The organism is Ruegeria sp. SAZD013 (assembly GCF_059612525.1).
On sequence record NZ_JBXWQT010000021.1, the window covers coordinates 12,802 to 35,299 of the forward strand.

A 22,498-nucleotide genomic window follows, 5' to 3' on the forward strand; every position below is an offset into this window, starting at 1 on the left:
GTTTATACGGGCAACCCCACCACAAAACGCGCGCCCAGCGGGTCTGACGTGATATCAGCCTCTGTCGGGCGGATATTCTCAGCCCAGATTACGCCGCCATGGGCTTCGACAATCTGTTTCGAGATGGCCAAACCGAGCCCCGAATTGTTGCCGAAATGCTCGGGTGGGCGTTGCGAATAGAATCGCTTGAACACTTTGGTCAAGGCCTGTTCCGGAATACCCGGCCCGGTGTCTTCGACCACGACAAGAACACGGTTGTCGCGCTGACGCACCCAGACCCTGATCGCGTCATTTTCTTCACAGAAGGAAATGGCATTGGTGATCAGATTGACGAAAACCTGCGCCAGCCGGGCCTCAAGCCCGTTGATGACAATCGGATCGGATGGCAGATCGGTGATATAGTCGATCCCCTTCGATCGCGCATCCTCACCCAGATATTGACCTAAATTGCCAATCAGTTTGAGCAGATCAAAGGGTTGCTCTTCTTCCTTGACCAGTTCCGCGTCAAGACGCGATGCATTCGAGATGTCGCTGACCAGCCGGTCCAGACGCCGAACGTCATGCTCGATCACAGCCAGCAGCTTGTCGCGCTGATCTTCGCGCTTGACCATGCGAAATGTACCGACAGCGGATTGCAAGCTGGCCAGGGGGTTCTTGATTTCATGGGCGACATCAGCTGCGAACTGTTCGTTTGCGTCAATCCGATTATACAGAGCATTTACCATGCCCCGCAAAGCGCGGCTAAGGCGGCCGATTTCATCCGGACGGGCGCTAAGATCAGGGATGCGAATGCGCCCCGGATTTACCCCTGTGCCCCGGTCCTTACCCATTTCCGCCGCTGCGGCCAGATCTGCCAGCGGGTTGGCGATGGTCGAAGCCAGCACAAGGCTCAGACCCACCGAAACCAGCAAAGCCACCACGAACATTTGCAGGATGCGTTCCTGCTCGCGACGGGCCAATGCGTCAATCTCGCCTGCTGGGCCGGTGATGGCGACCGCTCCGGCCGGGGTATCTTCGTAGAGGATCGGCGCAGCGGCCACGATCACGGTCTCACCTGCGGCGTCCTGAACAGCCTGCACCTGACTTTGGCCTGCCAGCGCCTGCGGGATTATTCCCTGCACCCGTTGTGCCAGCGTCGGTGCCTCGACCTCGGTCGACCAGTTGAGAAGGTTCGACACACCGATCCACACCGCGTTCAGCGTGTCGCTGATTACTGTGCTGCCGGTTTGCAGCTCGGAATTGGTTTGCAGAAGAACCGGCATGGTCGACGCTTGCGGGGCGCCGCGTGTCCAGCCAATCAGGGTGCCACTGGCGTCATAGACAAAGACTTCGCCGCCTTCGGGAAGTGTCAATCCAGACAGCGTATCTCTTACGTCGAGTTTCCCAGCATCCTGTGCGGTGCGTTGCGCACCCTGTCGCAGCTGGGTTTCAAAGACGTTGCTGACCAGCTGCGCATCGCCAAGCAGATTGCGCGCTGTTTGCTGAACCGTCTCTTTCCGCGAATCGTCCAGATACAGCAGCCCCGTAACCAGGATCACCAGCGCGATCAGGTTAAAGGTGATGATCTTGCGCGCCAAAGGCGAGCCTCGCAGAGAAAACAGGTTTCTCTGAGAACGTTTTTCCCTCAGTTCCGCTGACTCGGAATCGTCGGGAATGACCCAGTCATCCCCGAGTACGACGTCACCGTCACGTAGTTCGCTTGCTGCTTCGGTGTCGCGCACGAGAGCCCATTACCCCTTGCTGGCGTGGCGCCTATTCTTCGTTGTACCGGTAACCGATACCATAAAGGGTTTCGATCGCCGAAAACTCGGGATCAGCCGCGCGCATCTTCTTGCGCAGACGCTTGATGTGGCTGTCGATCGTCCGGTCATCCACATAAACCTGATCATCATAGGCCACATCCATCAGCTGGTCGCGGCTTTTGACGAAACCCGGACGCTGGGCAAGTGCCTGAAGAAGCAGGAATTCGGTCACGGTCAGGGATACATCATTCCCTTTCCAGCTGACTGCATGGCGCAGCGGGTCCATCCGCAAGTCGCCGCGTTCCATAACCTTTGTGTCATTGCTATTGGCAGCGATCGCGTCGCCGCTTGTTGCTTCTTGCCGGCGCAGCAGCGCGCGGATGCGCTCAACCAGCAACCGTTGCGAGAAGGGCTTTTTTACATAGTCATCCGCGCCCATGCGCAGACCCAGAACCTCGTCGATTTCATCATCTTTCGAGGTCAGAAAGATCACCGGCATCTGCGTTTTCTGACGCAGCCGCTGTAGCAGATCCATGCCATCCATACGCGGCATCTTTATATCGAGCACGGCCATGTCCGGCAACTTCTTGTTGAACGCATCCAACGCGGCCTGGCCATCATTATAAGTTTCAACCTCGAAACCTTCGGCTTCGAGTGTCATGGATACAGACGTCAGAATGTTTCTATCGTCATCCACAAGTGCAATCTTTGACATCGGGCTCACCCCTATTCCTGCTCACTCGCGCAATAATTCGCTTATTTGTAAGGCATTGTTGGCGGTTTTAAGACGCCGAATCAATCCGTAACTGCGAATCGTGCCTTTGTTGCGGCAGGTCTGCGGCAAATTTGCCTTTATGCCCGCAAAAATATGCCAGGTTCTCGGTCATCGAATTTTTGATGGCGCTAAACCCGAGCTTGGTTGCGCTAACTGCGTCAAACCCGCCTGTTCATGTCCTGAACGACCATGATAAGACGCGCTCAGCCGCCGGTTTTCCCGGTACACTGCCCCAAAGGCGCCTCAGGGCCCAAAGCCCCGGCGCCGCCACAGGAGAAGACACACATGACATCTGGACGGGTTAACCCGCAATTCCGCCTCGAGGATCAGGGCATCGAGGGTCTGGGCAATGTCTATTATAACTTCATGGAACCGGCGCTGATCGAAGAAGCGTTGAAGCGCGGCGAAGGTACACTTGGAAATGGCGGTGCCTTTCTGGTCACCACTGGCAAGTTCACCGGTCGCTCGCCCAAGGACAAGCATGTCGTCAAAACCAGCAGCGTGGCCGACACCATCTGGTGGGAAAACAATGCCGAGATGACGCCGGAGGGATTTGACGCCCTCTACCAAGACATGCTGGCGCATATGAAAGGCCGTGACTATTTCGTGCAGGACCTCGTCGGGGGCGCCGATCCAACCTACGCAATCAACGTGCGCATGGTGACCGAGCTTGCCTGGCACAACCTGTTCATCCGCCACCTGTTGCGCCGTCCCGACCGCGAGGATCTGGACGAGTTCACCGCAGACTTCACCATCATCAACTGCCCTAGCTTCAAGGCTGACCCGGCCAAGCATAACTGCAGCAGCGAAACGGTGATCGCGCTGAACTTCGACCGCAAGCTGATCCTGATCGGCGGCACCGAATATGCAGGTGAAAACAAGAAATCCGTATTCACCCTGCTGAACTACATGCTGCCAGAAAAAGGCGTGATGCCGATGCACTGCTCGGCCAACCATGCTGTCGGCAACGCGGTCGACACCGCCGTGTTCTTTGGCCTGTCCGGCACTGGCAAGACAACCCTGTCCGCCGATCCGTCGCGCACGCTGATCGGGGATGACGAGCACGGCTGGTCGGATCGGGGCACCTTCAACTTCGAGGGCGGCTGCTATGCCAAGACCATCAACCTGAACGCCGAAGCCGAGCCGGAGATTTACGCGACCACCTCGAAATTCGGCACCGTGATCGAAAACATGGTCTTTGACCCTGAGACCAAGGAACTGGATTTCGACGACGACTCCCTGACCGCGAACATGCGTTGCGCCTATCCGCTTGAGTATATTTCGAACGCATCCAAAAGCGCGCTGGGTGGGCATCCGAAAAACATCATTATGCTGACCTGCGATGCCTTTGGTGTACTGCCTCCGATCGCGCGGCTGACGCCTGCGCAGGCAATGTATCACTTCCTGTCGGGTTTCACGTCAAAGGTGGCCGGGACCGAGCGAGGCGTTACCGAACCGCAACCCACTTTCTCGACCTGCTTTGGTGCTCCGTTCATGCCGCGCCGCCCGGAAGTCTACGGAAACCTGCTGCGCGACAAGATCGCCCAACACGGCGCGACCTGTTGGCTGGTCAACACAGGCTGGACCGGTGGCGCCTATGGTATCGGCAGCCGGATGCCGATCAAGGCCACCCGTGCCCTGCTGACCGCAGCGCTGGATGGTTCGCTGCGCGACGCCGAGTTCCGCAAGGACGCCAATTTCGGCTTTGACGTTCCCGTCTCTGTCCCGGGTGTCCCCGAAGTTCTGCTTGACCCACGTCGGACCTGGGATGATCAGGCCGCATTCGACAAACAGGCCGAGAAACTGGTGCAGATGTTTGCCGAGAACTTCGAGCAGTATCTGCCTTTCATTGATGACGACATCAAAGCCGTCGCAATCGGATAAACGAAAAAAAGGGGCCGCTGGGCCCCTTTCTTTTTACCGATCCGCAGCTTCTTTAGCCGTCCGCTAAATACTCATCTTATAGTTGTATGTCATTAAATGCACATACAAGTGCGTTGTTTCAAAGTGCGATCTGCGCTAGGCCTATTTACTGTTGAAACGAAAAAGCCCGGCACATTCGCGCCGGGCACTGACTGAAAGGACTTTGTGGAAGCTCATATGCGCGCACTCACAACGCTGGATTGAGCAACCTAATCAGGCTTCTAGTCTAAGTAAACGGGGATGAGTGTCAACATGGGACTGGCTGGTTGGTATTGCGATCAGTGTGGTTCAAATGGTCGCGGACAGGCGGCGGTTGGCACAGAAAACTACAGGTAACACCATGACGGAAATCTCGAAACTCACCGAACTACGCAAATTGATGCAAAGCATGGAGCGGACGCTTGGGCTGGAAAAACTATCTCCGGTTGAGCGCGACATCTATTACGCCGCGGAAGAGCTTTCAAAATCCACTCAAGAAGTGCGTACGTTCGGGTTGATCGAGCATACGCTGGTCCAAAGCATTTCGCGCCCAACGTTTTTTCGCGCGCTGAAATCGCTGGTCGAAAAAGGCTATCTTTCACAAAGTGGCAGCGCCAATCGCGGGCGGTACATCGTTCATGCCCCCAGATGACGCGCCCCGTGCGTGCACGGTGATGTGATCGCGATGCGCGGCTGGGCGACTGACACCCTTGCGGCTTCACTGGCTTATGTTCTGGCGTCGATACTGACCTTCGCTGTGCTGATGCCAATGCAGAACGTGTTTTTTCCGGAATACCCAAGCCGGGCGAGCCTGCTGTTTTTGCCGCATGGCGTACGGGTTCTGTCGGCCTGGCTGTTGGGGTGGCGCGCAATATTTGCATTGCTGCCGGGTGTGTTCATCGTCTTTGCCTATCTGGCGGGAACGGATGTTTTCCTGCCCACCCGCCTGCTGGCAATTGCTGTCGCCGTCCTGACGGTTCCTGCGGTTTTCTATCTGCTGAAGGCTGTCGGATGGGACCTGTTCCCCAACCCGAACCGCAAACCCTGCTGGGTTTGCGTTATGGGCGTGGGCATAGCCACATCTTTTCTGGTCTCTGGCCTGACCAATCTGGTCTTTGGCAGTGCAACGGTTGAGTACATCGCGTTCCTGATCGGCGACATTTCGGGCCTGTTCTTTCTGATGCTTGGTCTGTATTTCGCGTTCCGGTTTGCAGACAGGCGACCGGACTAGAGCTTCAGCCCATCAGGCCACGCCGCAGTAGGTTCAAGCCCGCCAACAGCAAAACGAACAGCGTGGCCTTGCGAAAGCTGGCCTGATCGATACGATCCTGCAGTTTCAATCCGACCCACATCCCTAGCATGGCAGGAACGATCAGGATTACTGAAAACGGAACCGTTTGCACGCGCAGAAAACCGGACCAGACATGCGCGGCCAGCAGCATGACCGCCCCCAATCCATAGATGACACCCTGAATTCGGATCTGCTCTTTCTTCGGGGTATTCAAGGCCGTCAGATATGCAACTGTGGGGGGACCCCAAATGCCCGACATGCCACCCACGAACCCGGCGACACCGCCAACAACGGCCTCAACACCGGTTGATGGATGATTTAGCACCAGCCTGACGCCCAGAACCTGCACAAGGGCGAAGAAGGACACAAACGCGCCGATCAGCAGCAGGAAGACCGAGCCGGGCACCAGCGTGACCAGCTGTGCGCTCAGCACCAGAAAAATACCGCCAACCACCAGGAACACCCGAAACCGGCGAATAGAGCTGAGTGCGGCGCTGGCGCCCCCGCGAAAAGCCTGAACGCCATTGGTGACAAGGGTCGGCAGGATCAGCCCCGCCAAGGTCAGATCCGGCGGCAGAAACGAATTCAGGCCAGATACAAACACCATGGGCATGGCAAATCCAACCATGCCCTTGACCCACCCGGCGGCAAAGGCAACGGCGATGGCAAGTAACAGCTCTCGCGGCGACAGAAGGGAAAACAGGTCCATGCCCTCTAGATATCATCTGGATTTTCTTCTGCATTGCAAAAATGTTCAGGTAATTTTTGAACTTTTTAACGGCATAATTAGTATTTTTGTTGCGCTGCACGTGCAGCATGATATGACCAGACGACCGAGGAAAGGACGCGATTCATGGCCCATGACGGACAGGATATGACCCAAATGACAACTGATGCAGTATTGCCCGATCTTCTGGATTTGACGCGAGCCGCCGTGCCTGCTGTGGACGCCGTTTTTGAAAAAGCCCGCGCATCCGTGCGTGGCATGGTGACCGCTGAAGGCCGGGTCTCTGGCGCATTGATCGAAGCAAATCAGACCGCTGCGCATGGTCTGGCCTGGCTGGCGACATATTCGCAGTCGCTGCAACAGATGCAGCGCTGGGCAGAAGCGCTGCAAGCCGATGGCAAATTTGGTGAGATCGAGCAGTTGCTGCACCAGATCGCGTTTGGCGAATATCTGCACCAGGTGGCGGGCGGTATTCCGATGAACCAGGGCGAGGTGGTGCGTCTTCAGGATATGGGCCTTGGCTGGGACGCGCTGTCGGGCTTTCAGTCAACCGAAGTGCAGACCCTGATGGCAAGGGCCAATTCTCAGGCCGCACGTAGCCGTCTGGTTGCGCTGATGCAGGATCAGGCCGGAGCTACGATGTTCGGCGCGTCTGGTCTGGATGAAGAGCTTGAGATGATCCGGGACCAGTTCCGCCGCTACGCGCAGGAAAAGGTCGAACCAAACGCGCATGACTGGCACCTGAAGGATGAACTGATTCCGCTGGAAATCATTGAAGAACTGGCGGAAATGGGTGTTTTCGGCCTGACCATCCCCGAGGAATTCGGTGGGTTCGGTCTGTCCAAAGCATCAATGTGCGTGGTGTCCGAGGAACTGTCGCGCGGCTATATCGGCGTTGGTTCGCTGGGTACCCGATCCGAGATTGCGGCCGAGTTGATCATCGCAGGCGGCACCGACGCGCAAAAGGCACAGTGGCTGCCAAAGATTGCCAGCGCCGAGATCCTGCCGACTGCCGTTTTCACGGAACCCAACACCGGTTCAGACCTTGGCAGCCTGCGTACGCGCGCGGTCAAGGACGCGAATGGCGATTACAAGATAACCGGCAACAAGACCTGGATCACCCACGCCGCGCGGACCCATGTGATGACCCTGCTGGCTCGGACCAACCCCGACAGCACCGACCACCGCGGCCTGTCCATGTTCCTGGCGGAAAAGACACCGGGCACTGACGAGAATCCCTTTCCCACCCCCGGCATGACCGGTGGCGAGATCGAGGTTCTGGGCTATCGCGGCATGAAGGAATACGAGCTGGGTTTTGACGGCTTCCATGTCAAGGGTGAGAACCTGCTGGGCGGAGAAGAAGGTAAAGGTTTCAAGCAGTTGATGGAAACCTTCGAAAGTGCGCGCATCCAGACCGCCGCCCGCGCCATCGGCGTGGCACAGTGTGCGCTGGACATCGCCATGCAATATGCGATCGACCGCAAGCAGTTCGGAAAATCCCTGATCAATTTCCCGCGCGTGGCCGGCAAGCTGGCGATGATGGCGGTCGAGATCATGATCGCGCGTCAGCTGACCTATTTCAGCGCATGGGAAAAAGATCACGGCCAGCGCTGTGACCTTGAGGCCGGTATGGCCAAGCTGCTTGGTGCGCGTGTGGCCTGGGCTGCGGCGGACAACGGGTTGCAGATTCATGGCGGCAACGGCTTTGCGCTGGAATACAAGATCAGCCGCGTTCTGTGTGACGCGCGTATCCTTAACATTTTCGAAGGGGCTGCTGAAATTCAGGCACAGGTCATCGCACGACGTCTGCTCGGGTGACCCATTCCGGCAGTCCTGTTTCCCCGACTGGCCCGGCGCTTGCGCCGGGTCTTTTTCCTGTTTTGTACAATCTGTACGCGGTCCGAACCATGCAGAGTACGTTTTGTACAAAGCAAACCATCGCCCCTCGTGGCCCGCGTGACGGTCACAAATGACCCACGTGTTTCAAAACTTCCCCCTTTGATCCCGCCCCTTTCACCGGTAGAGCATCAACCGGACACGAGACGTCGCAATTAACTATTGGGAAACCGCATGACCCGACCTTTCCTTGCCATGTGTGCTGTTCTTGCGGCTCTTGCTCTGGCGGCTTGCACCACCTCGCAGCCGACGGTGAGCCGGAGTGATGTGGACGCGCTGGCGCAATCGATCCGGGGGCTTGGGGCGGAGGTCGATCCGGCCGAGGCACAGCAAGCGGCCACGATTGCCTATGCCTATTCGCAGCAGCTGAAGCAGGACTGGAATGTCACCGACCCGGCGATCATCCACAACGCCAAGATCATCAACGGGTTCCGCGAAAAGGGCCTGTGCAATGACTGGGCCGAAGCGATGACCAAACGCCTGCGGCAGGAGAATTTCCGGACGCTGGATCTGCACTGGGCCACGTCACCGCCGACCCCGTTTCGCATCATCCACCATTCGGCATCGATCAGCGCCAAGGGGGACACGATGTATGATGGCATTATCCTGGACCCCTGGCGCAACAGCGGTGCCTTGTTCTGGGCGCCGGTGCGCGAGGATACGCGATACAACTGGGCACCCCGGCTGGAAGTGCGCGAGCGGCTTCTGAACGGGTCTTTGCCCTACTGACCCGGTTCCGCAGATACGGCTGATACGCTAGAACCCTGCCATGACACGCCTGATCCTGACCCTGCCTTTGATGGCCCTGTTTCAATGCGACAGGGATGAATCCGTTGCCGCCTATGGCGCAGCAGACCGGACATGGGCGCTGCAGGAAATCGACGGACAGCCCTTTGCCGCCAGCGCCCTGCTGCGGTTCCCAGAAGAGGGCAGGATAACCGGAAATGCCCCCTGCAACAGCTATGACGGCACGCTGAACGCGCCCTACCCGTGGTTCGAAATTCAGGACCTGAGAGCAACGCGGGCCGCCTGCGCCGGGCTTGAGGCCGAAGGGGTCTATTTCGCCGCCCTTTTGGCCATGACCCAATCCGAAGTGTCGGGTGATGTGCTGATCTTGCGCAATGAGGACGGGCACGAGATGGTGTTCACAGCCGCCGAGTGACCTGATCCACGAACCGCGCGCGCGCCTCGGGCAGTGGGTTATGCCCCAGCGCGGGGGCGACGCGGTGGTTCAGGAAATATCCGGTTGTGCGCAAAGCTTCGGCAATCTCGGCATCCGGCGCGGTGCCTTCACCCCGCAGACAGGGCGGCAGCGGCAACATCTTGTCTGCCCATTCCCCGACCCCTTTGGCACTGACGGCGCGCCCGGTCTTGGGCGACACATAGACCAGCCCCTCGGTCGTGCCGGTCGCGGCGCAGGCGGTCAGGTCAAGGCCAAAGCCAAGTTCGTCCAGCAACGCCAGTTCCCATCGCAGGTAGGCCAGCGGCCAGATCTCATCCTGTCCCAACAGGTCCATCAACCGCTCGGTTCGGGTATAGAGCGCCGGGTGCGCTTCCCGCTCGGGCAGGCAGAAGGACAAAAGCGACACGACGGCGTTCAGCCCGGACAGGGCCAGCCGCCCGGAAAACGCCGCCGCCGCGCGCGAGCGCAGGGGTTCGACCTGAAAGGTGCCGATATGTTCCTCCAGCCGCGCACGCCACAGCACATCCAGTTGCGCGCCGGGTTGCAGGATGGGTGCGATCTTGCGGCTGGTCCCGCCCCGCACCACACCAGCATGACGCCCGTGGGATTCGGTAAAGACCTCGATAATCGCCGAGGTTTCGCCGTGGCGGCGAGAGGTCAGTAGGATGCCGTGATCGCGCCAGTCCAATTCGGGGTCCTGTCCGTGATAAGTTGTGGTGTTCCCAGAAAATCGTGAAGGGTTCCGTTCTGCAATGGTTTTGCGCATCAAACGCGGAAAGATAGGTGAAACGCTTGGTCCGACGGCAGGGGGCTGGGCATCTATGCGGACGAAGCGGTCCTTTGGAGTTATTCGCGTCACTAACCGGTCTTATTGCCTCAGGCGGCTCAGGTGGGCAATGATCGCGATTCTCGAAGCCCGGTCTGATAAAGCGCCGCGGCTCATTGTCGTACCGGGGATGACATTGTACGGGTCGGCAAGAAAAATGTTGAGTTCCTCAACTGTCCAACGCCCGCTTTGAGATAGCATCGCTTTGGAATAGGGGAAGCCCTCTAGCGAAGCTTTAGGCCGATCAACAACACCAAATAAGTTGGGTGCGGGAAATTGGTGCCAATCAGTAGCGCCGGCGGCCATGTTGTGACAACCACCGCACTCAATTGCAATCAGGCGTCCCTTCTCAATGTCGGCCTCTTCGAGCTCGCCCGGGCTGAGCGCATCGACAGGCGCTGGCGCGGCACCAGCGTTCTCCAAAAATGCGACCATGTCGGTTCGCTCCTTCGACGCCGCAAAATGCACGGCAGAAAAGCCCGAGTCTGGCGAAACTGCGTTCACATCCGCTCCATTATCTACCAGCACCTGTGCGGTACCGAGCGCACCGCGCTCCGCTGCGTGATGTAGTGGCATCTTGCCATCTTCGCCGCCGGGTAAGTTCGGGTCGGCCCCTGCAGCAAGAAGGGACTCAACAATCTCTGTCGAGTTGTTCCGGGCGGCAATGCCCAACGCCGTGCCGAAATCAGTGGCTGAATCGGCATTTGCACCCAGCGACAACAAATAAGTCACTATGTCTTTATGTCCACGCTGAGATGCTAAATAGAGCGGCAGAACCAACTGGTCGGGGTCTGGCTCTGATCCTTCGGGCAATGCGGCTTGAAGAGCTGTCAAATCGCCCGAGCGGGCAAATTGCACCAGTTCTTGAGCGACCGCCACGCCCGGCAACAGAACCAGCAAGCAAACAAATCGGGCGATCGAGAAGCGACCTAACGGCATCTACGTGCTTCCTCCGATTTCTATTTTGTCCATTGTAACACTAGAGTCGCTTTTTCCAAACAATTGTGGATTAACAATGCATGGCTTCCGCTCTGGCCTCAAAGCCGACATGCGTCTGGCCCGCTACTCCAGCCCCTCTTCGCCCAGCAGGTGTCGGCCTTGCCGGTCTTCAACCTCGATCACCCAGAGGTCGGGGTCAAAGCTGCGCTGGCGCTGGATGGCATGATCCACGTCGCCCTCGGGGCCAGAGGAAAGTTCGACCCATGTGCGTTCACCGCTCATCAGATCAAAGCTGCGTTGAAAGGCGGTGGCCTGCCCGTCGAGCGTGTTGAGCTTGACCAGAACCGCGCCCGCGGTGTCGTCGCCATGGGCCACAACAAAGGCGGGGATTTCCTGAAACCGGAGCCGCGCCAGATAGGCGTGAACCCAGAAATCGGCGGTCAGGCGGGTCATGCGTTGCCGTCTTTGAAATCCAGACCCATTTCCGAATAGCGCTCGGATTCCTCAAGCCAGTTGGGCCGGACTTTCACTTGCAGGAACAGGTGGATCTTGCGGTCGAGGAACTCTTCCAGTTCCGCCCGTGCCGCCTGACTGACGGCCTTGATCGTCTCGCCCTTCTTGCCGAGAACGATGCCCTTGTGACCGTCGCGCATGACATAGATGATCTGATCGATTCTGGCCGAGCCGTCCTTGCGTTCTTCCCAGGTCTCGGTCTCGACCGTCAGCTGATAGGGCAGTTCCTGATGCAGGCGCAGGGTCAGCTTCTCGCGCGTCATCTCAGCGGCGATCATGCGCAGGGGCAGATCGGCGATCTGATCTTCGGGATAAAGCCACGGCCCCTCGGGCAATTCTCCCGCCAGCCATTTGCGCAGGTCGTCGACGCCGTGGCCTTTCTCGGCCGAGATCATGAAGGTTTCGGCAAAGGGGTAGCGCGCGTTCAGGTCGCTGGTCAGGGCCAGCAGTTTCTCGGACGGCACCTTGTCGATCTTGTTGATGGCCAGCGCGATGGTGCGGCCCTGCCCGATCTCGGCCAGCCCTTCGAGGATGCGTTCGACCCCTTCGGTGATGCCGCGATGCGCCTCGACCATCAGCACGACGATATCGGCATCGGCGGCCCCGCCCCAGGCGGCGGCGACCATGGCACGGTCCAGACGGCGGCGCGGTTTGAACAGGCCGGGCGTGTCCACAAAGACCAGTTGCGCATCGCCTTCCATCGCAACGCCCCGGATACGGGCGCGTGTGGTCTGCACCTTATGGGTCACGATCGAGACCTTTGCCCCGACCATGCGGTTCAGGAGGGTGGATTTGCCTGCGTTGGGCTCTCCGATCAGGGCGATAAATCCGGCGCGTGTGGTCATGTGTCTGGCAATCCTGTCTGCAACTGCGCCCCCCTATAGCAGAAAGGGGCGGCGGGCCAGAGGGATTTGTCGCATTGCGGCCCTGCGTTTGCGGTGGCAGGACAGGCGCAGGTGCCCAGCCAGTTCCAGCCCGGCCGCAAATCCTTTCAATGAGGTTGTCATGAAACGTCGCGAGTTTCTTCTTGGAAGCGGCGCCGCCGCAGGTGCGTTTGGGTTGGGCGGATGGTCGCTGGCGGCAGGTGATGCAGCACAGGAACTGGTGCTGCAACCCGCCAGTTACCGGCTGCGAGAACAGCTTACCGCGGGGATGGTCAGCCTCTCGCCCGATGCGCCGCCGCCGGTTCTGTTTGGGCGACAGGGCGAGCCTATGCGGCTGAGTGTGCGCAATACGCTGCCGGATTACACTTCGATGCACTGGCACGGGCTGCGCATTCGCAACGAGATGGACGGGGTGCCTTACCTGACCCAGATGCCCATCGGCGAGGGTGAGCGCTTTACCTATGAGTTCACGCCACCGGATGCGGGGACCTACTGGTACCACCCCCATTGCATGACGATGGAGCAGATGGCGCGCGGGCTGACCGGCGTGATGGTGATTGCCGAGCCGGACGAGCCGGGGTTCGACAGCGAACAGGTGATCAATCTGCGGGATTTCCGTCTGGACGAGGATGACGCGTTCCTGCCTGCCTATACGGCGCGGGGTGCGGCGCGGGCGGGCACGTTTGGTACAGTGCAGACCGCCAACTGGCAGAGCGAGGCGGTCTATGAGCATGCGGCGGGCAGTCTGGTGCGGCTGCGGGTGGTCAACACGGACACGACCCGCATCTACAAGCTGCATCCCGAGGGGGCCGAGACCCGGATCATCGCGTGGGACGGGCATCCGGTCGAGATCGACCTACCGGTGCCAACGGCGGATGAACCGCTGTTGCTGGGCCCCGGTCAGCGGGTGGATTTTGCCGTCCGGATGCCCGAGGGCGAAGGGCAGACGGCGGACCTGATGGCCAAGTTTCCCGGCCAGCCGCACCGCGCCATGGCGCGCTTGCAGGCGACTGGCACATCAGCGGCGCGCGATCTGAGAGAGCTGCGCCCGCTGCGGGCAAATCCCGTTGCGCGCCCCGATCCGGATCGTGCGGAATTGCATGAGTTCGTCTTTGGCTGGACGCCGGAGGGCGGTGCCCCGAATGACGGGTTCTGCGGCACGCTGGGGTATAGTTTCTGGTCGATCAACCGCAAACCCTGGCCGGGTGATGCGGCGCAAGGCACCGGGCCGCTGGCAGTATTGGAACAGGGAAAAAGTTATGTCCTGCGGTTGCGCAACGAGTCGCCGAACCTGCATCCGATCCACCTGCACGGGCTGGCCTTCGTGCCGCTGCGATCCAACCTGCGCACCCTGCCTCCGCTGATGACGGACACGATGCTGCTGTTGAAGGATGAGGTGGCGGATATAGCGCTGGTGGCGGACAACCCCGGCGACTGGGCGTTTCATTGCCATGTGATCGAACATCAGAAAACCGGGCTGACCGGGTTCATCCGGGTGGTTTGAACGATGAAACCCGTCGGCCCGACACCGGACCGGCGGGTTGAACGGATCAGATCACGGGTGACGTCGCAGGATGGGGTTCAGCACGGCCACAAACACGATGCCGTACAAAACGTGTCCGATCAGCGCGACCCATGTGATGCCGACAAAGTTCAGGAACGGCGGCAGACCTGCAAAGGTCGTGACACCTCCGATAGCAAATACCCACAGACCGAAACCATAGATTGCCGAGGCAACAAACATGTGGACCGGGCCCAGAACCTTGACCCAGATTGGCTGGAAAACAAGGAACCAGCCCAAAGGATAGGCAATCAGGCCGACAATGTAGAAATGTACGAAGAAACCCAGAAAAGCGTTGCTGGGAAGGCCCAGACTGGACAGCAAACTCTGCGCCAGACCTTCGGGTGACAGGTTGGCCCAGCCGATGCCTGGGCTGACGACCTGCCCCCAGAAATCGAAGGCCATGGTTGCCACAAACCCGGCAATGAACAGAAAGCCGATATTGACGAGCGAGAGTTTTGCACGTTGCATTGGATTGCCTTTATCCGTTGTTTCTCAAGTGCTTTGACCTGTCGCAGTCAGACTGATGCCAAAGCAGCTAACACCCAGATACATGTCTCGGGTCGTGGCGGCTATAGTCTTCAAGTTTGATTGAAACTTGTGACAAGCCGGGCGGCAGCACCGATCAGCTGACCCGATCCAGCAACGCCTTGGCGGCCGCCTGTTCGGCCTGGCGCTTGGAGCCTGCGGTGGCTTGTGCCTCGGTTCCGTCCTGAAGGCGGGCGGCGATTGTGAAGACGGGGGCGTGGTCGGGGCCGCTGCGTTTGACCTCGACATAGCTGGGTGGTTTCTGGCCGCGCGCCTGCGCCCATTCCTGAAGCGCGGTTTTGGCGTCGCGGGCGTCGGCCTCGACCTTGTGGATGCGGTCGCCCCAGAGGGCGAGGATGACATCGCGGGCGGCTTCGAACCCGGCGTCGCGGTAGATGGCGGCAATCACCGCCTCCATCGCGTCGCCCAGCAGCGCCTGTTTGCGGCGCCCACCCGAGAGCATCTCGGACCGGCCCAGTTTCAGCACCGCGCCCAGATCGATCTGGCGGGCGACATCTGCGCAGGCCTCTTTCCGGACCAGAGCGTTGAACCGGGGCGCAAGCTGGCCTTCGGAGGCTTTCTTGTCGGCCTCAAGCAGCGCGGTGGCCATGACAAGACCCAGCACCCGGTCGCCCAGAAATTCAAGCCGCTGATTGTCGGGCCGGGTCGACGATGAGACCGAGCCGTGGGTCAGCGCACGCACCAGCAGCTCGGGGTTGGCAAATTCATACCCCAAACGCTGCTGAAACGCCTTTATCTCGGCTGAGAGCTTCAATTGACCGCCTTGAAGAAGCGATCCCCGCGCCAGGTCCAGAAGAACAGCATCGACCGGCCGGCGGACGAGAACATGATCCGGTCGGCACGGCCGATCAGGTTTTCGTAGGGCACATAGCCAACCCCGCCAGCGGATTGCGGCAGGCGGCTGTCAGCCGAGTTGTCGCGGTTGTCGCCCATGAAGAAATAATGGCCCTCGGGCACGGTATAGATGCCGGTATTGTCCGAGCCCTGATTGCCGATATTCAGCACGTCATAGGTGACGCCGTTGGGCAGGGTTTCGATCAGGCGCGACTTTTCACAGGCGCCGCCAACACCGACGGGGCCGTTTTCACAGCGTGGGCGCAGTCGTTGCGGGCCCTGTGGTTCGGCGATTTCGGTGAATATGCCGTCAGGCTGCTGCGGAACCGGTGTGCCGTTGAGGATGATCTGCCCTTCGCGGACCTGAATGCGGTCGCCCGGCAGGCCGATCAGGCGCTTGATATAGTCACGTCCGCTGACCGGGTGGCGGAAGACAATGACGTCACCGCGCACGGGATCGCCGCCCCAGATGCGGCTTCCGTCGTCGCCCTGCATCCAGCCACAGAGATCTTCGGCGTCGATATTCAGGCCGACACTGGGGATGATCAGGCTGGGACATGAGGCGTAGGAATAGCCGTAGGCCATCTTGTTGACGAAGAGGAAATCGCCGATCAGCAGCGTCTGCTTCATCGAACCGGACGGAATCCAGAACGGTTGAAAGAAGAGGGTCCGGAACACGCCCGCGATCAGCAGGGCATAGACGATGGTCTTGATCGTTTCCCAGACGCCGCTTCCGGTTTTGGCTTCCTCGGCCATACTGCTCTCTCCAGTTCTCTGTGCTTGGCTTCGCTGCTACATGCGGGGGGGATGGGGTCAAGTCAAGGCTGTGTGACGTGATCTTGCAGGGGACGCGCCTCGATCACGACAAAGGCCTGTGCCCAGGGGTGGTCATCGGTCAGGGTGACGTGGATGATCGCCTCGTGACCTGCGGGGGTCAGTTCGTTCAGGCGTTCGGCGGCCCAGCCGGTGACATGCATCACCGGCTGCCCGGTGCGCAGGTTGGTGACGGCCATGTCTTTCCACGAAATGCCCATGCGCAGGCCGGTGCCGAGCGCCTTGGAACATGCCTCTTTCGCGGCCCAGCGTTTGGCATAAGTGCCTGCGGTATCCGCGCGGCGTTCGGCCTTGCGCTGTTCGGTGTCAGTAAAGACACGGTTGCGGAACCGGTCGCCGAACCGGTCGAGCGTACCCTGAATGCGGTCGATGTTTGCAAGGTCTGTGCCGATGCCGAGGATCATATGGCTCTCATTTCTCTGGTCGGGCCAATCAACGGCAATTGATGACCACACGCAAGCGGTTGGTTGCCGCATTCCGTGATATACTTTACCGGAATGTTCAATTTTTTCGTTGGTGCGGGGGACGCAATGTCGAAAATTCCGTTCATGGCAATCGCGGTGGCTGGCATTGTCGTAAGCACCGTTTTACGCGCTTCTGCACAGGATTGCGGAACCGGGGAAACCCCCTGTCAGGTTGGAGAGTTGTCCTATCGGGTGGTTCTGCCGGATGCCGCGCCCAAGCCGCCAGCTGTTATCTATCTGCATGGCTATGGGGCAACGGCGAATTCAGCCGTAAATCTTTCCGGCCTCGCGGCGGCCTTTACCGACCGCGGCATCGCCTTTATCGCGCCGAACGGTCAGGTCGACATTGGCAATCCCAAGGCGCTGGATTGGGGGGTGCATGATGGCTATCGCTGGCCGCGGGATGATCTGGCCGCGCTGGAGCAGATCAAGGAAGACGCCATTGCCCGTTTCGACCTGAACGCAGATCGCATTATGCTGGCGGGGTATTCACGCGGCGGATCACTGGTTTGGGACAAGGCCTGCACGGATCATTCCTTTGCCTTTGCCTATGCCTCGGCATCAGGGGCCTTTTGGGAGCCGATGTGGCGGCGGTGCAGCGGCCCAGTTCACATGCATCATTCCCACGGATTTGCAGACCGGACCGTCCCGCTGGAAGGGCGTTTTGTGACCTTTGGGGACTATGATTTCGAACAGGGTAGCGTTTTGAAATCCATTGAAATTCTGACCAGAACCAATGGATGCGGGCAGATGGCGAACAGTGTTTCAACAGAAGGTGCAACCTGGCGAAAGAAGTGGACCGAGTGTCAGAACGGCTCTGTCACCCTGTCGCTGGGGCCACATGGTCACGGCAGGCAACCCGGTTGGGCAAATGCTGTTGCGGAATGGTTTCTGGAAATCTCGAGCGCGCCCTAGCGCCTCCACAGGCATTTGCCGAAATCAATTTGCCTGCTTTACGACAACCGCACCGTCAAAATCTTGTAACTCGCCAGGCCAAAAAACCCGGCAAAGGCGAAATCGAACCAGCGGCGGGCGCGGCGGTAGGTGCGGACCATGCGGGCGGATGAGAACAGGAACGCATAGCCGATGAAGATCAGCAGCGATCCTGCGTACAGCATGGCGAAATAGCCCAGCAGCATCGGCAGGTTGGCATCGCTCGGCGCGACGATGGCATAGATCGACCCCCAGCTGAGGATTGCCTTGGGGTTGGTCAGGTGGATCGCCGCACCTTTGGCAAAAACCGTGGGCAGCGTGCCGGTGACCGGTTTGCCCAATGCGACCTCATCATCCGAGGTCACCGCGCGTTTCAGGGCCTTCAGCGCCAGCCAGCCCAGATAGGCCACGCCGACATAGCGGATTACCTCGAACAGCCAGACATTGGCCAGCATGACCGCCGACAGGCCCAGCGCCGCGGCAATGCCCCAGGCGGCCGATCCGGCGCAGATGCCAAGGGCAAAGGCCAGCCCGGCGGTACGGCCTTCGGTCATGGCGGTTCCGGCAATGCCCATCGTGGCCGGGCCCGGAGAGCCCCCTGCCATCAGCCAGGCGAACCAGATGGCGATAAAGCCGGAGGTGATCACGCGCGCGCCTCGTCCATCAGGCGGCGCATCTCCCGAATGGCGGGGGTGAGACCCAGAAAGATCGCCTCACCAATCAGGAAATGCCCGATGTTCAGTTCCATGACCTCGGGGAAAGCGGCAACCGGCTTTACGGAGTCGTATGTCAGGCCATGGCCTGCATGGACCTCGAGCCCCAGCGAATGGGCAAAGGTGGACATCTGGCGCAGCGATTCAAGCTCGCGCGCGGCGGCGTCCATACGTCCTTCGGCATGGGCGTCGCAATAGGCACCGGTGTGCAGTTCGATCACCTCGGCACCGATGCGGTGCGCGGCCTCGATCTGACGCTGATCCGCGGCGATGAAGATCGACACGCGGCACCCGGCCTCGCGCAGGGGGGCGATGAAATGGGCCAGCTTGTTTTCCTCGCGCGCGACTTCGAGCCCGCCTTCGGTGGTGCGTTCCTCGCGCTTTTCGGGAACGATACAGACGGCGTGCGGTTTGTGGCGCAGGGCGATTTTCTGCATCTCTTCGGTGGCGGCCATTTCAAAGTTCAGAGGCACCGACAGAACCTCCATCAGCCCGTCGATATCGGCGTCCGAGATATGGCGGCGGTCTTCGCGCAGATGCGCGGTGATGCCGTCGGCGCCGGCCTCCTCTGCCAGCTTGGCGGCGCGCAGCGGGTCAGGATAGGCCCCGCCGCGCGCGTTGCGCACGGTGGCGACATGATCGATATTCACACCCAGACGCAGACGGCTTTCGGACATCATTTGGTTCCTTTTGCAGATTTTCGCCCCGACCTTAGCGATCTTGGCGCGGGACCGGCAGGTGTTTCTTCGGCCCGGCGTTTGATTTCTTCGAACTTTGCCTTGATCTTGGCGCGGCGGCGCAGCTGGTAGGTCAGGATCAGCGGCAGGCTGAGGTAGTAGCAGATGATGCCCGCCACGATACCGGGAATGATGCCGCCAATCATGTAGGGATAGAAAACGTCGTGATAGAACTGCCCCAGCCCGTGCCAGTCGGCCACGCGGTCCGTGAACAGGGCAAGAAGATTGTCCTTGAGGTCACCGATGGCGTCGGCAAATTTGCCCATCAGCCCCTGCGTGTCGCCTTCTTCATATTCGGTGCCCAGCAGGAAATGCCCGGTTTGTAGGCAGATCACCCCAATCGGGACATAGGTCAGGGGATTGCCGAAGAACGTACCGCTGAGCGCGGCCAGAATATTTCCCTTGATCAGCCGCGCACCAATTGCCGCAACCAGAAAGTGCAGCCCGTAAAACGGCGTGAAGGATGCGAAAACGCCCGCCCCGATGCCGCGGGCAATCCGGTCAGGGGAATCCGGCAGGCGGCGGACACGGTGTTTGACATAGTGGAAGGCGCGGGTCCATCCGCCACGCGGATAGACGAGTTCCGAAGCGACCTGAACAGGAGAGCGTCGGTCTCGGCGCTTGAATACCACCCGTGATCACCCCTTCTCAGCCAGCCGCGGTCGCGGTTTTGGTCCGGTCCCGATAACGCTCGACCGCTGCAACGTCGCTTTCAGCCTCAAGCATCAGCATCAGCGAATGCAACTGTTCAAGGTCGCGCAGTTCGACATTGATCAGCAGGCGGTAAAAATCCGGTTTGCGGTCCACAAATTCCAAGTTTGAGATATTGGCCTTTTTCTCGCCGATCAATGTGCAAATGCGCCCCAGAACCCCGGCATCGTTGCCGATGGTCAGATCCAGTGTCGCCCCATAGACGGCCGGGTGCGTGCCAGAATGCCAATGCAGATCGACCCAGCGTTCCGGTTCGCTTTCATATTGGCTGAGCTTGTCGCAGTCGATCGCGTGCACCACAACACCCTTGCCCCGGTAGGTGATGCCGACGATCCGTTCGCCCGGCAGCGGCTGGCAGCAGGGCGCGCGGTCGAATTTCTGGCCGGGCTCAAGACCGATCACGGCGCGCCGCAGCGGAATGGCGTCGCCGTCATCCTGAGCCAGTTCTGGATAAACGGCCTGAACCACCTCATGAGCGGTCAGTTCGGCACTGCCCAGACGGGCCAGCAATTCATGCCGGTCTTTCAGGCGCAGGTGCTTGGCGGCGGTATCAAGCGCCTTGTCGGTGGCCTTGCGACCCACATGGTCAAAGCCCGAGCGCGCCAGTTCCTTGCCCAGCTTGATGAACCGTTCGCGATCCACCTCGCGCAGGGCGCGGCGGATGGCGGTACGGGCCTTGCCGGTGACGGCGATCTCAAGCCACGTGACCTGCGGTGTCTGCCCGTCGGCGGTGATGATATCCACCGACTGGCCGTTCTTCATCCGCGTCCAGAGCGGCACGCGAATGCCATCGACCTTGGCCCCCACACAGGCATGGCCGATCCGGGTGTGGATGGCATAGGCGAAATCGATCGGGGTCGCGCCCCGCGGCAGTTTCACCACGTCGCCCTTGGGGGTGAAGCAGAAGACCTGGTCCGAATACATCTCGAGCTTGACGGCTTCGAGGAAATCTTCGTGATCATCCTCGTTGTCGAATTGCTCGGTCAGGTTGGATATCCACTTCGCCGGGTCGACGGCAAAGGGGTTTTCCGTGCGCACCCCGTCCCGGTAGGACCAGTGCGCCGCAACGCCGGTTTCGGCCACATCGTGCATCTGGCGGGTGCGGATCTGAACCTCGACCCGTTTGCCGTCGCGCCCTGAAACCGTGGTATGGATTGAACGGTAGCCGTTCGATTTCGGCTGGCTGATATAGTCCTTGAACCGCCCCGGCACCGCGCGCCAGCGCTGATGGATGGCCCCAAGCGTGCGATAGCAGTCTTCTTCCGTCTGCGTGATGATGCGGAACCCGTAGATGTCCGAGAGGCGCGAGAAGCCCTGATCCTTTTCCTGCATCTTGCGCCAGATCGAATAGGGTTTCTTGGCGCGGCCAAAGACTTCGGCCTCAATGCCTGCCTTTTCCAGCTCGTGGCGCATGTCGCCGGTGATGCGGTGGATCACATCGCCGGTTTCGCGTTGCAGCGTGATAAAGCGACGGATGATCGACTGGCGGCCTTCGGGATTCAGGACGCGGAACGCGAGGTCTTCGAGCTCCTCGCGCATCCATTGCATCCCCATGCGGCCCGCAAGCGGCGCGTAGATATCCATCGTCTCGCGCGCTTTCTGAACCTGCTTTTCGGGCCGCATCGCCTTGATGGTGCGCATGTTGTGCAGACGGTCGGCCAGCTTGACCAGAATGACCCGCAGGTCCTTGGACATGGCCATGAACAGCTTGCGGAAATTCTCGGCCTGTTTGGTTTCGCGGCTGGACAGTTGCAGGTTGGTCAGCTTGGTGACGCCATCGACCAGTTTGGCGACCTCATCCCCGAACAGGTCGGACACCTTGCCGTAATTGGCCTTGGTGTCTTCGATCGTGTCATGCAGCAAAGCCGTAATGATCGTCGCATCATCCAGACGCTGTTCGGTCAGGATGGCGGCAACGGCAACAGGGTGGGTAAAGTAGGGTTCGCCAGAGTGGCGGAATTGCCCTGCGTGCATCTGCTGGCCAAACTCATAGGCCAGCGCGAGACGTTCAGCATTCGTCTTGGGATTGTAGTTGCGGACCAGCGCAATCAGATCGTCAGCAGAAATCATCCGGCCCGCACCTTCGTCTTTGGAGCTTACCCCTGCCCTTGAGCCTCCATCAGAGCGCGCAGGAGCTTTTCTTCGGACATGTCGTCCATCGCAGGCTTGTCCGACTCGGCACCCATCAGCAGCGCCATCTGATCTTCTTCCGGCTCATCAACCTCGATCTGGGTCTGGTTGGCCTCGATCAGGCGTTCGCGCAGGGCGTCCGCGCCTTGGGTCTCGTCGGCGATTTCGCGCAGGGACACGACAGGGTTCTTGTCGTTGTCGCGGTCAACGGTAATCGCGGCACCGGCAGAAATCTCGCGCGCCCGATGGGCGGCCAGCATCACCAGTTCGAACCGGTTTGGAACCTTGTCTACGCAATCTTCAACCGTCACGCGGGCCATTGGGCGCTCTCCGTTTCTGAGTCCATGTCAGGAA

The 22,498-nt window shown here is 59.8% G+C and carries 25 protein-coding genes; 8 read left to right on the top strand and 17 right to left on the bottom strand.

Going from position 1 to position 22,498, the window contains the following annotated elements:
• Window positions 1–2 precede the first annotated feature (2 nt).
• Both AC2FLU_RS11635 and AC2FLU_RS11640 read right to left on the bottom strand, forming a co-directional pair.
• On the bottom strand, window positions 3–1,721 hold the full coding sequence (locus tag AC2FLU_RS11635; RefSeq protein ID WP_496808220.1) for an ATP-binding protein: 1,719 nt from the start codon (window positions 1,719–1,721) through the stop codon (window positions 3–5).
• Between the two features lie 31 nt (window positions 1,722–1,752).
• Window positions 1,753–2,457, bottom strand: coding sequence for a response regulator transcription factor (locus tag AC2FLU_RS11640; protein ID WP_267364197.1), 705 nt, complete (start codon window positions 2,455–2,457; stop codon window positions 1,753–1,755).
• Window positions 2,458–2,802: 345 nt separating this feature from the next.
• On the opposite strand from AC2FLU_RS11640, the gene AC2FLU_RS11645 reads away from it, so the two are divergent.
• The 3 genes from AC2FLU_RS11645 to AC2FLU_RS11655 all read left to right on the top strand — a co-directional run bounded on the left by AC2FLU_RS11645 (window position 2,803) and on the right by AC2FLU_RS11655 (window position 5,650).
• Entirely contained in the window at window positions 2,803–4,401 is a 1,599-nt protein-coding gene (locus tag AC2FLU_RS11645) for a phosphoenolpyruvate carboxykinase (protein ID WP_496811987.1), read from the top strand.
• Window positions 4,402–4,684: 283 nt separating this feature from the next.
• A complete protein-coding gene (locus AC2FLU_RS11650; protein ID WP_480473858.1) occupies window positions 4,685–5,071 on the top strand; it encodes a hypothetical protein in 387 nt (128 codons plus the stop codon).
• Window positions 5,072–5,104: 33 nt separating this feature from the next.
• Entirely contained in the window at window positions 5,105–5,650 is a 546-nt protein-coding gene (locus AC2FLU_RS11655) for a hypothetical protein (protein ID WP_480473859.1), read from the top strand.
• A 4-nt stretch (window positions 5,651–5,654) separates the two neighbouring features.
• Here the strand turns inward: AC2FLU_RS11655 and AC2FLU_RS11660 are convergent, their stop codons facing one another.
• The gene (locus AC2FLU_RS11660; RefSeq protein WP_480519491.1) at window positions 5,655–6,419 is read right to left on the bottom strand and encodes a sulfite exporter TauE/SafE family protein; all 765 of its coding nucleotides are present in this window, start codon (window positions 6,417–6,419) and stop codon (window positions 5,655–5,657) included.
• Between the two features lie 144 nt (window positions 6,420–6,563).
• Here AC2FLU_RS11660 and AC2FLU_RS11665 point away from each other — a divergent pair, with 144 nt between their 5' ends.
• From AC2FLU_RS11665 to AC2FLU_RS11675, 3 genes are all read left to right on the top strand, one after another.
• Window positions 6,564–8,255, top strand: coding sequence for an acyl-CoA dehydrogenase family protein (locus AC2FLU_RS11665; protein WP_480519489.1), 1,692 nt, complete (start codon window positions 6,564–6,566; stop codon window positions 8,253–8,255).
• Between the two features lie 252 nt (window positions 8,256–8,507).
• Window positions 8,508–9,062, top strand: coding sequence for a hypothetical protein (locus AC2FLU_RS11670; protein WP_480624137.1), 555 nt, complete (start codon window positions 8,508–8,510; stop codon window positions 9,060–9,062).
• 40 nt (window positions 9,063–9,102) lie between these two features.
• On the top strand, window positions 9,103–9,495 hold the full coding sequence (locus AC2FLU_RS11675) for an META domain-containing protein (RefSeq protein WP_480507408.1): 393 nt from the start codon (window positions 9,103–9,105) through the stop codon (window positions 9,493–9,495).
• On the opposite strand, the gene recO is transcribed toward AC2FLU_RS11675, so the two are convergent.
• The 5 genes from recO to AC2FLU_RS11700 form a co-directional block, all read right to left on the bottom strand.
• Window positions 9,479–10,204 carry a DNA repair protein RecO gene (gene recO / locus AC2FLU_RS11680; protein ID WP_480473864.1) on the bottom strand — a complete coding sequence of 242 codons (726 nt, stop codon included), beginning with the start codon at window positions 10,202–10,204 and terminating at the stop codon, window positions 9,479–9,481. The two genes, AC2FLU_RS11675 and recO, sit on opposite strands and share 17 nt — an antisense overlap.
• Before the next feature lie 180 nt (window positions 10,205–10,384).
• Entirely contained in the window at window positions 10,385–11,281 is an 897-nt protein-coding gene (locus AC2FLU_RS11685) for an ankyrin repeat domain-containing protein (RefSeq protein ID WP_496808219.1), read from the bottom strand.
• A gap of 123 nt (window positions 11,282–11,404) precedes the next feature.
• Window positions 11,405–11,734, bottom strand: coding sequence for a DUF1491 family protein (locus AC2FLU_RS11690; protein ID WP_209598772.1), 330 nt, complete (start codon window positions 11,732–11,734; stop codon window positions 11,405–11,407).
• A complete protein-coding gene (gene era, locus AC2FLU_RS11695; RefSeq protein WP_480519479.1) occupies window positions 11,731–12,639 on the bottom strand; it encodes a GTPase Era in 909 nt (302 codons plus the stop codon). Before era ends, AC2FLU_RS11690 begins: the two co-directional genes overlap by 4 nt.
• 33 nt (window positions 12,640–12,672) lie before the next feature.
• On the bottom strand, window positions 12,673–12,801 hold the full coding sequence (locus tag AC2FLU_RS11700; RefSeq protein ID WP_480494628.1) for a hypothetical protein: 129 nt from the start codon (window positions 12,799–12,801) through the stop codon (window positions 12,673–12,675).
• Between AC2FLU_RS11700 and AC2FLU_RS11705 the strand changes: the two genes are divergently transcribed.
• Complete coding sequence (locus AC2FLU_RS11705; protein WP_496808218.1) at window positions 12,800–14,182, top strand: multicopper oxidase family protein; 1,383 nt, start codon at window positions 12,800–12,802, stop codon at window positions 14,180–14,182. The two genes, AC2FLU_RS11700 and AC2FLU_RS11705, sit on opposite strands and share 2 nt — an antisense overlap.
• A 51-nt stretch (window positions 14,183–14,233) precedes the next feature.
• Here the strand turns inward: AC2FLU_RS11705 and AC2FLU_RS11710 are convergent, their stop codons facing one another.
• From AC2FLU_RS11710 to acpS, 4 genes are all read right to left on the bottom strand, one after another.
• A complete protein-coding gene (locus tag AC2FLU_RS11710; protein ID WP_480473869.1) occupies window positions 14,234–14,710 on the bottom strand; it encodes a hypothetical protein in 477 nt (158 codons plus the stop codon).
• A 154-nt stretch (window positions 14,711–14,864) separates the two neighbouring features.
• Complete coding sequence (gene rnc, locus AC2FLU_RS11715; RefSeq protein WP_480473871.1) at window positions 14,865–15,542, bottom strand: ribonuclease III; 678 nt, start codon at window positions 15,540–15,542, stop codon at window positions 14,865–14,867.
• Window positions 15,539–16,378: a signal peptidase I gene (lepB, locus tag AC2FLU_RS11720; protein ID WP_480473873.1), complete on the bottom strand. Its 840-nt coding sequence runs from the start codon at window positions 16,376–16,378 to the stop codon at window positions 15,539–15,541. The genes rnc and lepB overlap by 4 nt, the downstream gene beginning before the upstream one ends.
• 62 nt (window positions 16,379–16,440) lie before the next feature.
• Entirely contained in the window at window positions 16,441–16,860 is a 420-nt protein-coding gene (acpS, locus tag AC2FLU_RS11725; protein ID WP_209506227.1) for a holo-ACP synthase, read from the bottom strand.
• A gap of 126 nt (window positions 16,861–16,986) precedes the next feature.
• Here acpS and AC2FLU_RS11730 point away from each other — a divergent pair, with 126 nt between their 5' ends.
• Entirely contained in the window at window positions 16,987–17,835 is an 849-nt protein-coding gene (locus AC2FLU_RS11730) for a CE1 family esterase (RefSeq protein ID WP_496808217.1), read from the top strand.
• A gap of 38 nt (window positions 17,836–17,873) precedes the next feature.
• Here the strand turns inward: AC2FLU_RS11730 and AC2FLU_RS11735 are convergent, their stop codons facing one another.
• Genes AC2FLU_RS11735 through rpoZ form a run of 5 tightly spaced genes read right to left on the bottom strand, consistent with a single transcriptional unit; the run spans window position 17,874 to window position 22,464 of the window.
• Window positions 17,874–18,500 (bottom strand): LysE family translocator, encoded by a 627-nt coding sequence (locus AC2FLU_RS11735; RefSeq protein WP_480473875.1) that lies wholly within the window; start codon window positions 18,498–18,500, stop codon window positions 17,874–17,876.
• Complete coding sequence (locus tag AC2FLU_RS11740; RefSeq protein WP_480483761.1) at window positions 18,497–19,243, bottom strand: pyridoxine 5'-phosphate synthase; 747 nt, start codon at window positions 19,241–19,243, stop codon at window positions 18,497–18,499. The genes AC2FLU_RS11735 and AC2FLU_RS11740 overlap by 4 nt, the downstream gene beginning before the upstream one ends.
• On the bottom strand, window positions 19,243–19,935 hold the full coding sequence (locus AC2FLU_RS11745) for a DUF2062 domain-containing protein (protein ID WP_480494639.1): 693 nt from the start codon (window positions 19,933–19,935) through the stop codon (window positions 19,243–19,245). Before AC2FLU_RS11745 ends, AC2FLU_RS11740 begins: the two co-directional genes overlap by 1 nt.
• A gap of 16 nt (window positions 19,936–19,951) precedes the next feature.
• On the bottom strand, window positions 19,952–22,084 hold the full coding sequence (locus tag AC2FLU_RS11750; protein ID WP_480473878.1) for a RelA/SpoT family protein: 2,133 nt from the start codon (window positions 22,082–22,084) through the stop codon (window positions 19,952–19,954).
• Window positions 22,085–22,110: 26 nt separating this feature from the next.
• A complete protein-coding gene (gene rpoZ, locus AC2FLU_RS11755; protein WP_209506215.1) occupies window positions 22,111–22,464 on the bottom strand; it encodes a DNA-directed RNA polymerase subunit omega in 354 nt (117 codons plus the stop codon).
• Window positions 22,465–22,498 lie beyond the last annotated feature (34 nt).

What these genes read in the sequence shown, in the direction of transcription:
- AC2FLU_RS11640 (WP_267364197.1), bottom strand. Translation starts at nt 2,457, where the DNA reads ATGTCAAAGATTGCACTTGTGGATGACGATAGAAACATTCTGACGTCT.
- AC2FLU_RS11645 (WP_496811987.1), top strand. Translation starts at nt 2,803, where the DNA reads ATGACATCTGGACGGGTTAACCCGCAATTCCGCCTCGAGGATCAGGGC.
- AC2FLU_RS11655 (WP_480473859.1), top strand. Translation starts at nt 5,105, where the DNA reads ATGCGCGGCTGGGCGACTGACACCCTTGCGGCTTCACTGGCTTATGTT.
- AC2FLU_RS11660 (WP_480519491.1), bottom strand. Translation starts at nt 6,419, where the DNA reads ATGGACCTGTTTTCCCTTCTGTCGCCGCGAGAGCTGTTACTTGCCATC.
- AC2FLU_RS11665 (WP_480519489.1), top strand. Translation starts at nt 6,564, where the DNA reads ATGGCCCATGACGGACAGGATATGACCCAAATGACAACTGATGCAGTA.
- AC2FLU_RS11670 (WP_480624137.1), top strand. Translation starts at nt 8,508, where the DNA reads ATGACCCGACCTTTCCTTGCCATGTGTGCTGTTCTTGCGGCTCTTGCT.
- AC2FLU_RS11675 (WP_480507408.1), top strand. Translation starts at nt 9,103, where the DNA reads ATGACACGCCTGATCCTGACCCTGCCTTTGATGGCCCTGTTTCAATGC.
- AC2FLU_RS11685 (WP_496808219.1), bottom strand. Translation starts at nt 11,281, where the DNA reads ATGCCGTTAGGTCGCTTCTCGATCGCCCGATTTGTTTGCTTGCTGGTT.
- AC2FLU_RS11690 (WP_209598772.1), bottom strand. Translation starts at nt 11,734, where the DNA reads ATGACCCGCCTGACCGCCGATTTCTGGGTTCACGCCTATCTGGCGCGG.
- era (WP_480519479.1), bottom strand. Translation starts at nt 12,639, where the DNA reads ATGACCACACGCGCCGGATTTATCGCCCTGATCGGAGAGCCCAACGCA.
- AC2FLU_RS11705 (WP_496808218.1), top strand. Translation starts at nt 12,800, where the DNA reads ATGAAACGTCGCGAGTTTCTTCTTGGAAGCGGCGCCGCCGCAGGTGCG.
- AC2FLU_RS11700 (WP_480494628.1), bottom strand. Translation starts at nt 12,801, where the DNA reads ATGACAACCTCATTGAAAGGATTTGCGGCCGGGCTGGAACTGGCTGGG.
- AC2FLU_RS11710 (WP_480473869.1), bottom strand. Translation starts at nt 14,710, where the DNA reads ATGCAACGTGCAAAACTCTCGCTCGTCAATATCGGCTTTCTGTTCATT.
- lepB (WP_480473873.1), bottom strand. Translation starts at nt 16,378, where the DNA reads ATGGCCGAGGAAGCCAAAACCGGAAGCGGCGTCTGGGAAACGATCAAG.
- acpS (WP_209506227.1), bottom strand. Translation starts at nt 16,860, where the DNA reads ATGATCCTCGGCATCGGCACAGACCTTGCAAACATCGACCGCATTCAG.
- AC2FLU_RS11730 (WP_496808217.1), top strand. Translation starts at nt 16,987, where the DNA reads ATGTCGAAAATTCCGTTCATGGCAATCGCGGTGGCTGGCATTGTCGTA.
- AC2FLU_RS11740 (WP_480483761.1), bottom strand. Translation starts at nt 19,243, where the DNA reads ATGTCCGAAAGCCGTCTGCGTCTGGGTGTGAATATCGATCATGTCGCC.
- AC2FLU_RS11750 (WP_480473878.1), bottom strand. Translation starts at nt 22,084, where the DNA reads ATGATTTCTGCTGACGATCTGATTGCGCTGGTCCGCAACTACAATCCC.
- rpoZ (WP_209506215.1), bottom strand. Translation starts at nt 22,464, where the DNA reads ATGGCCCGCGTGACGGTTGAAGATTGCGTAGACAAGGTTCCAAACCGG.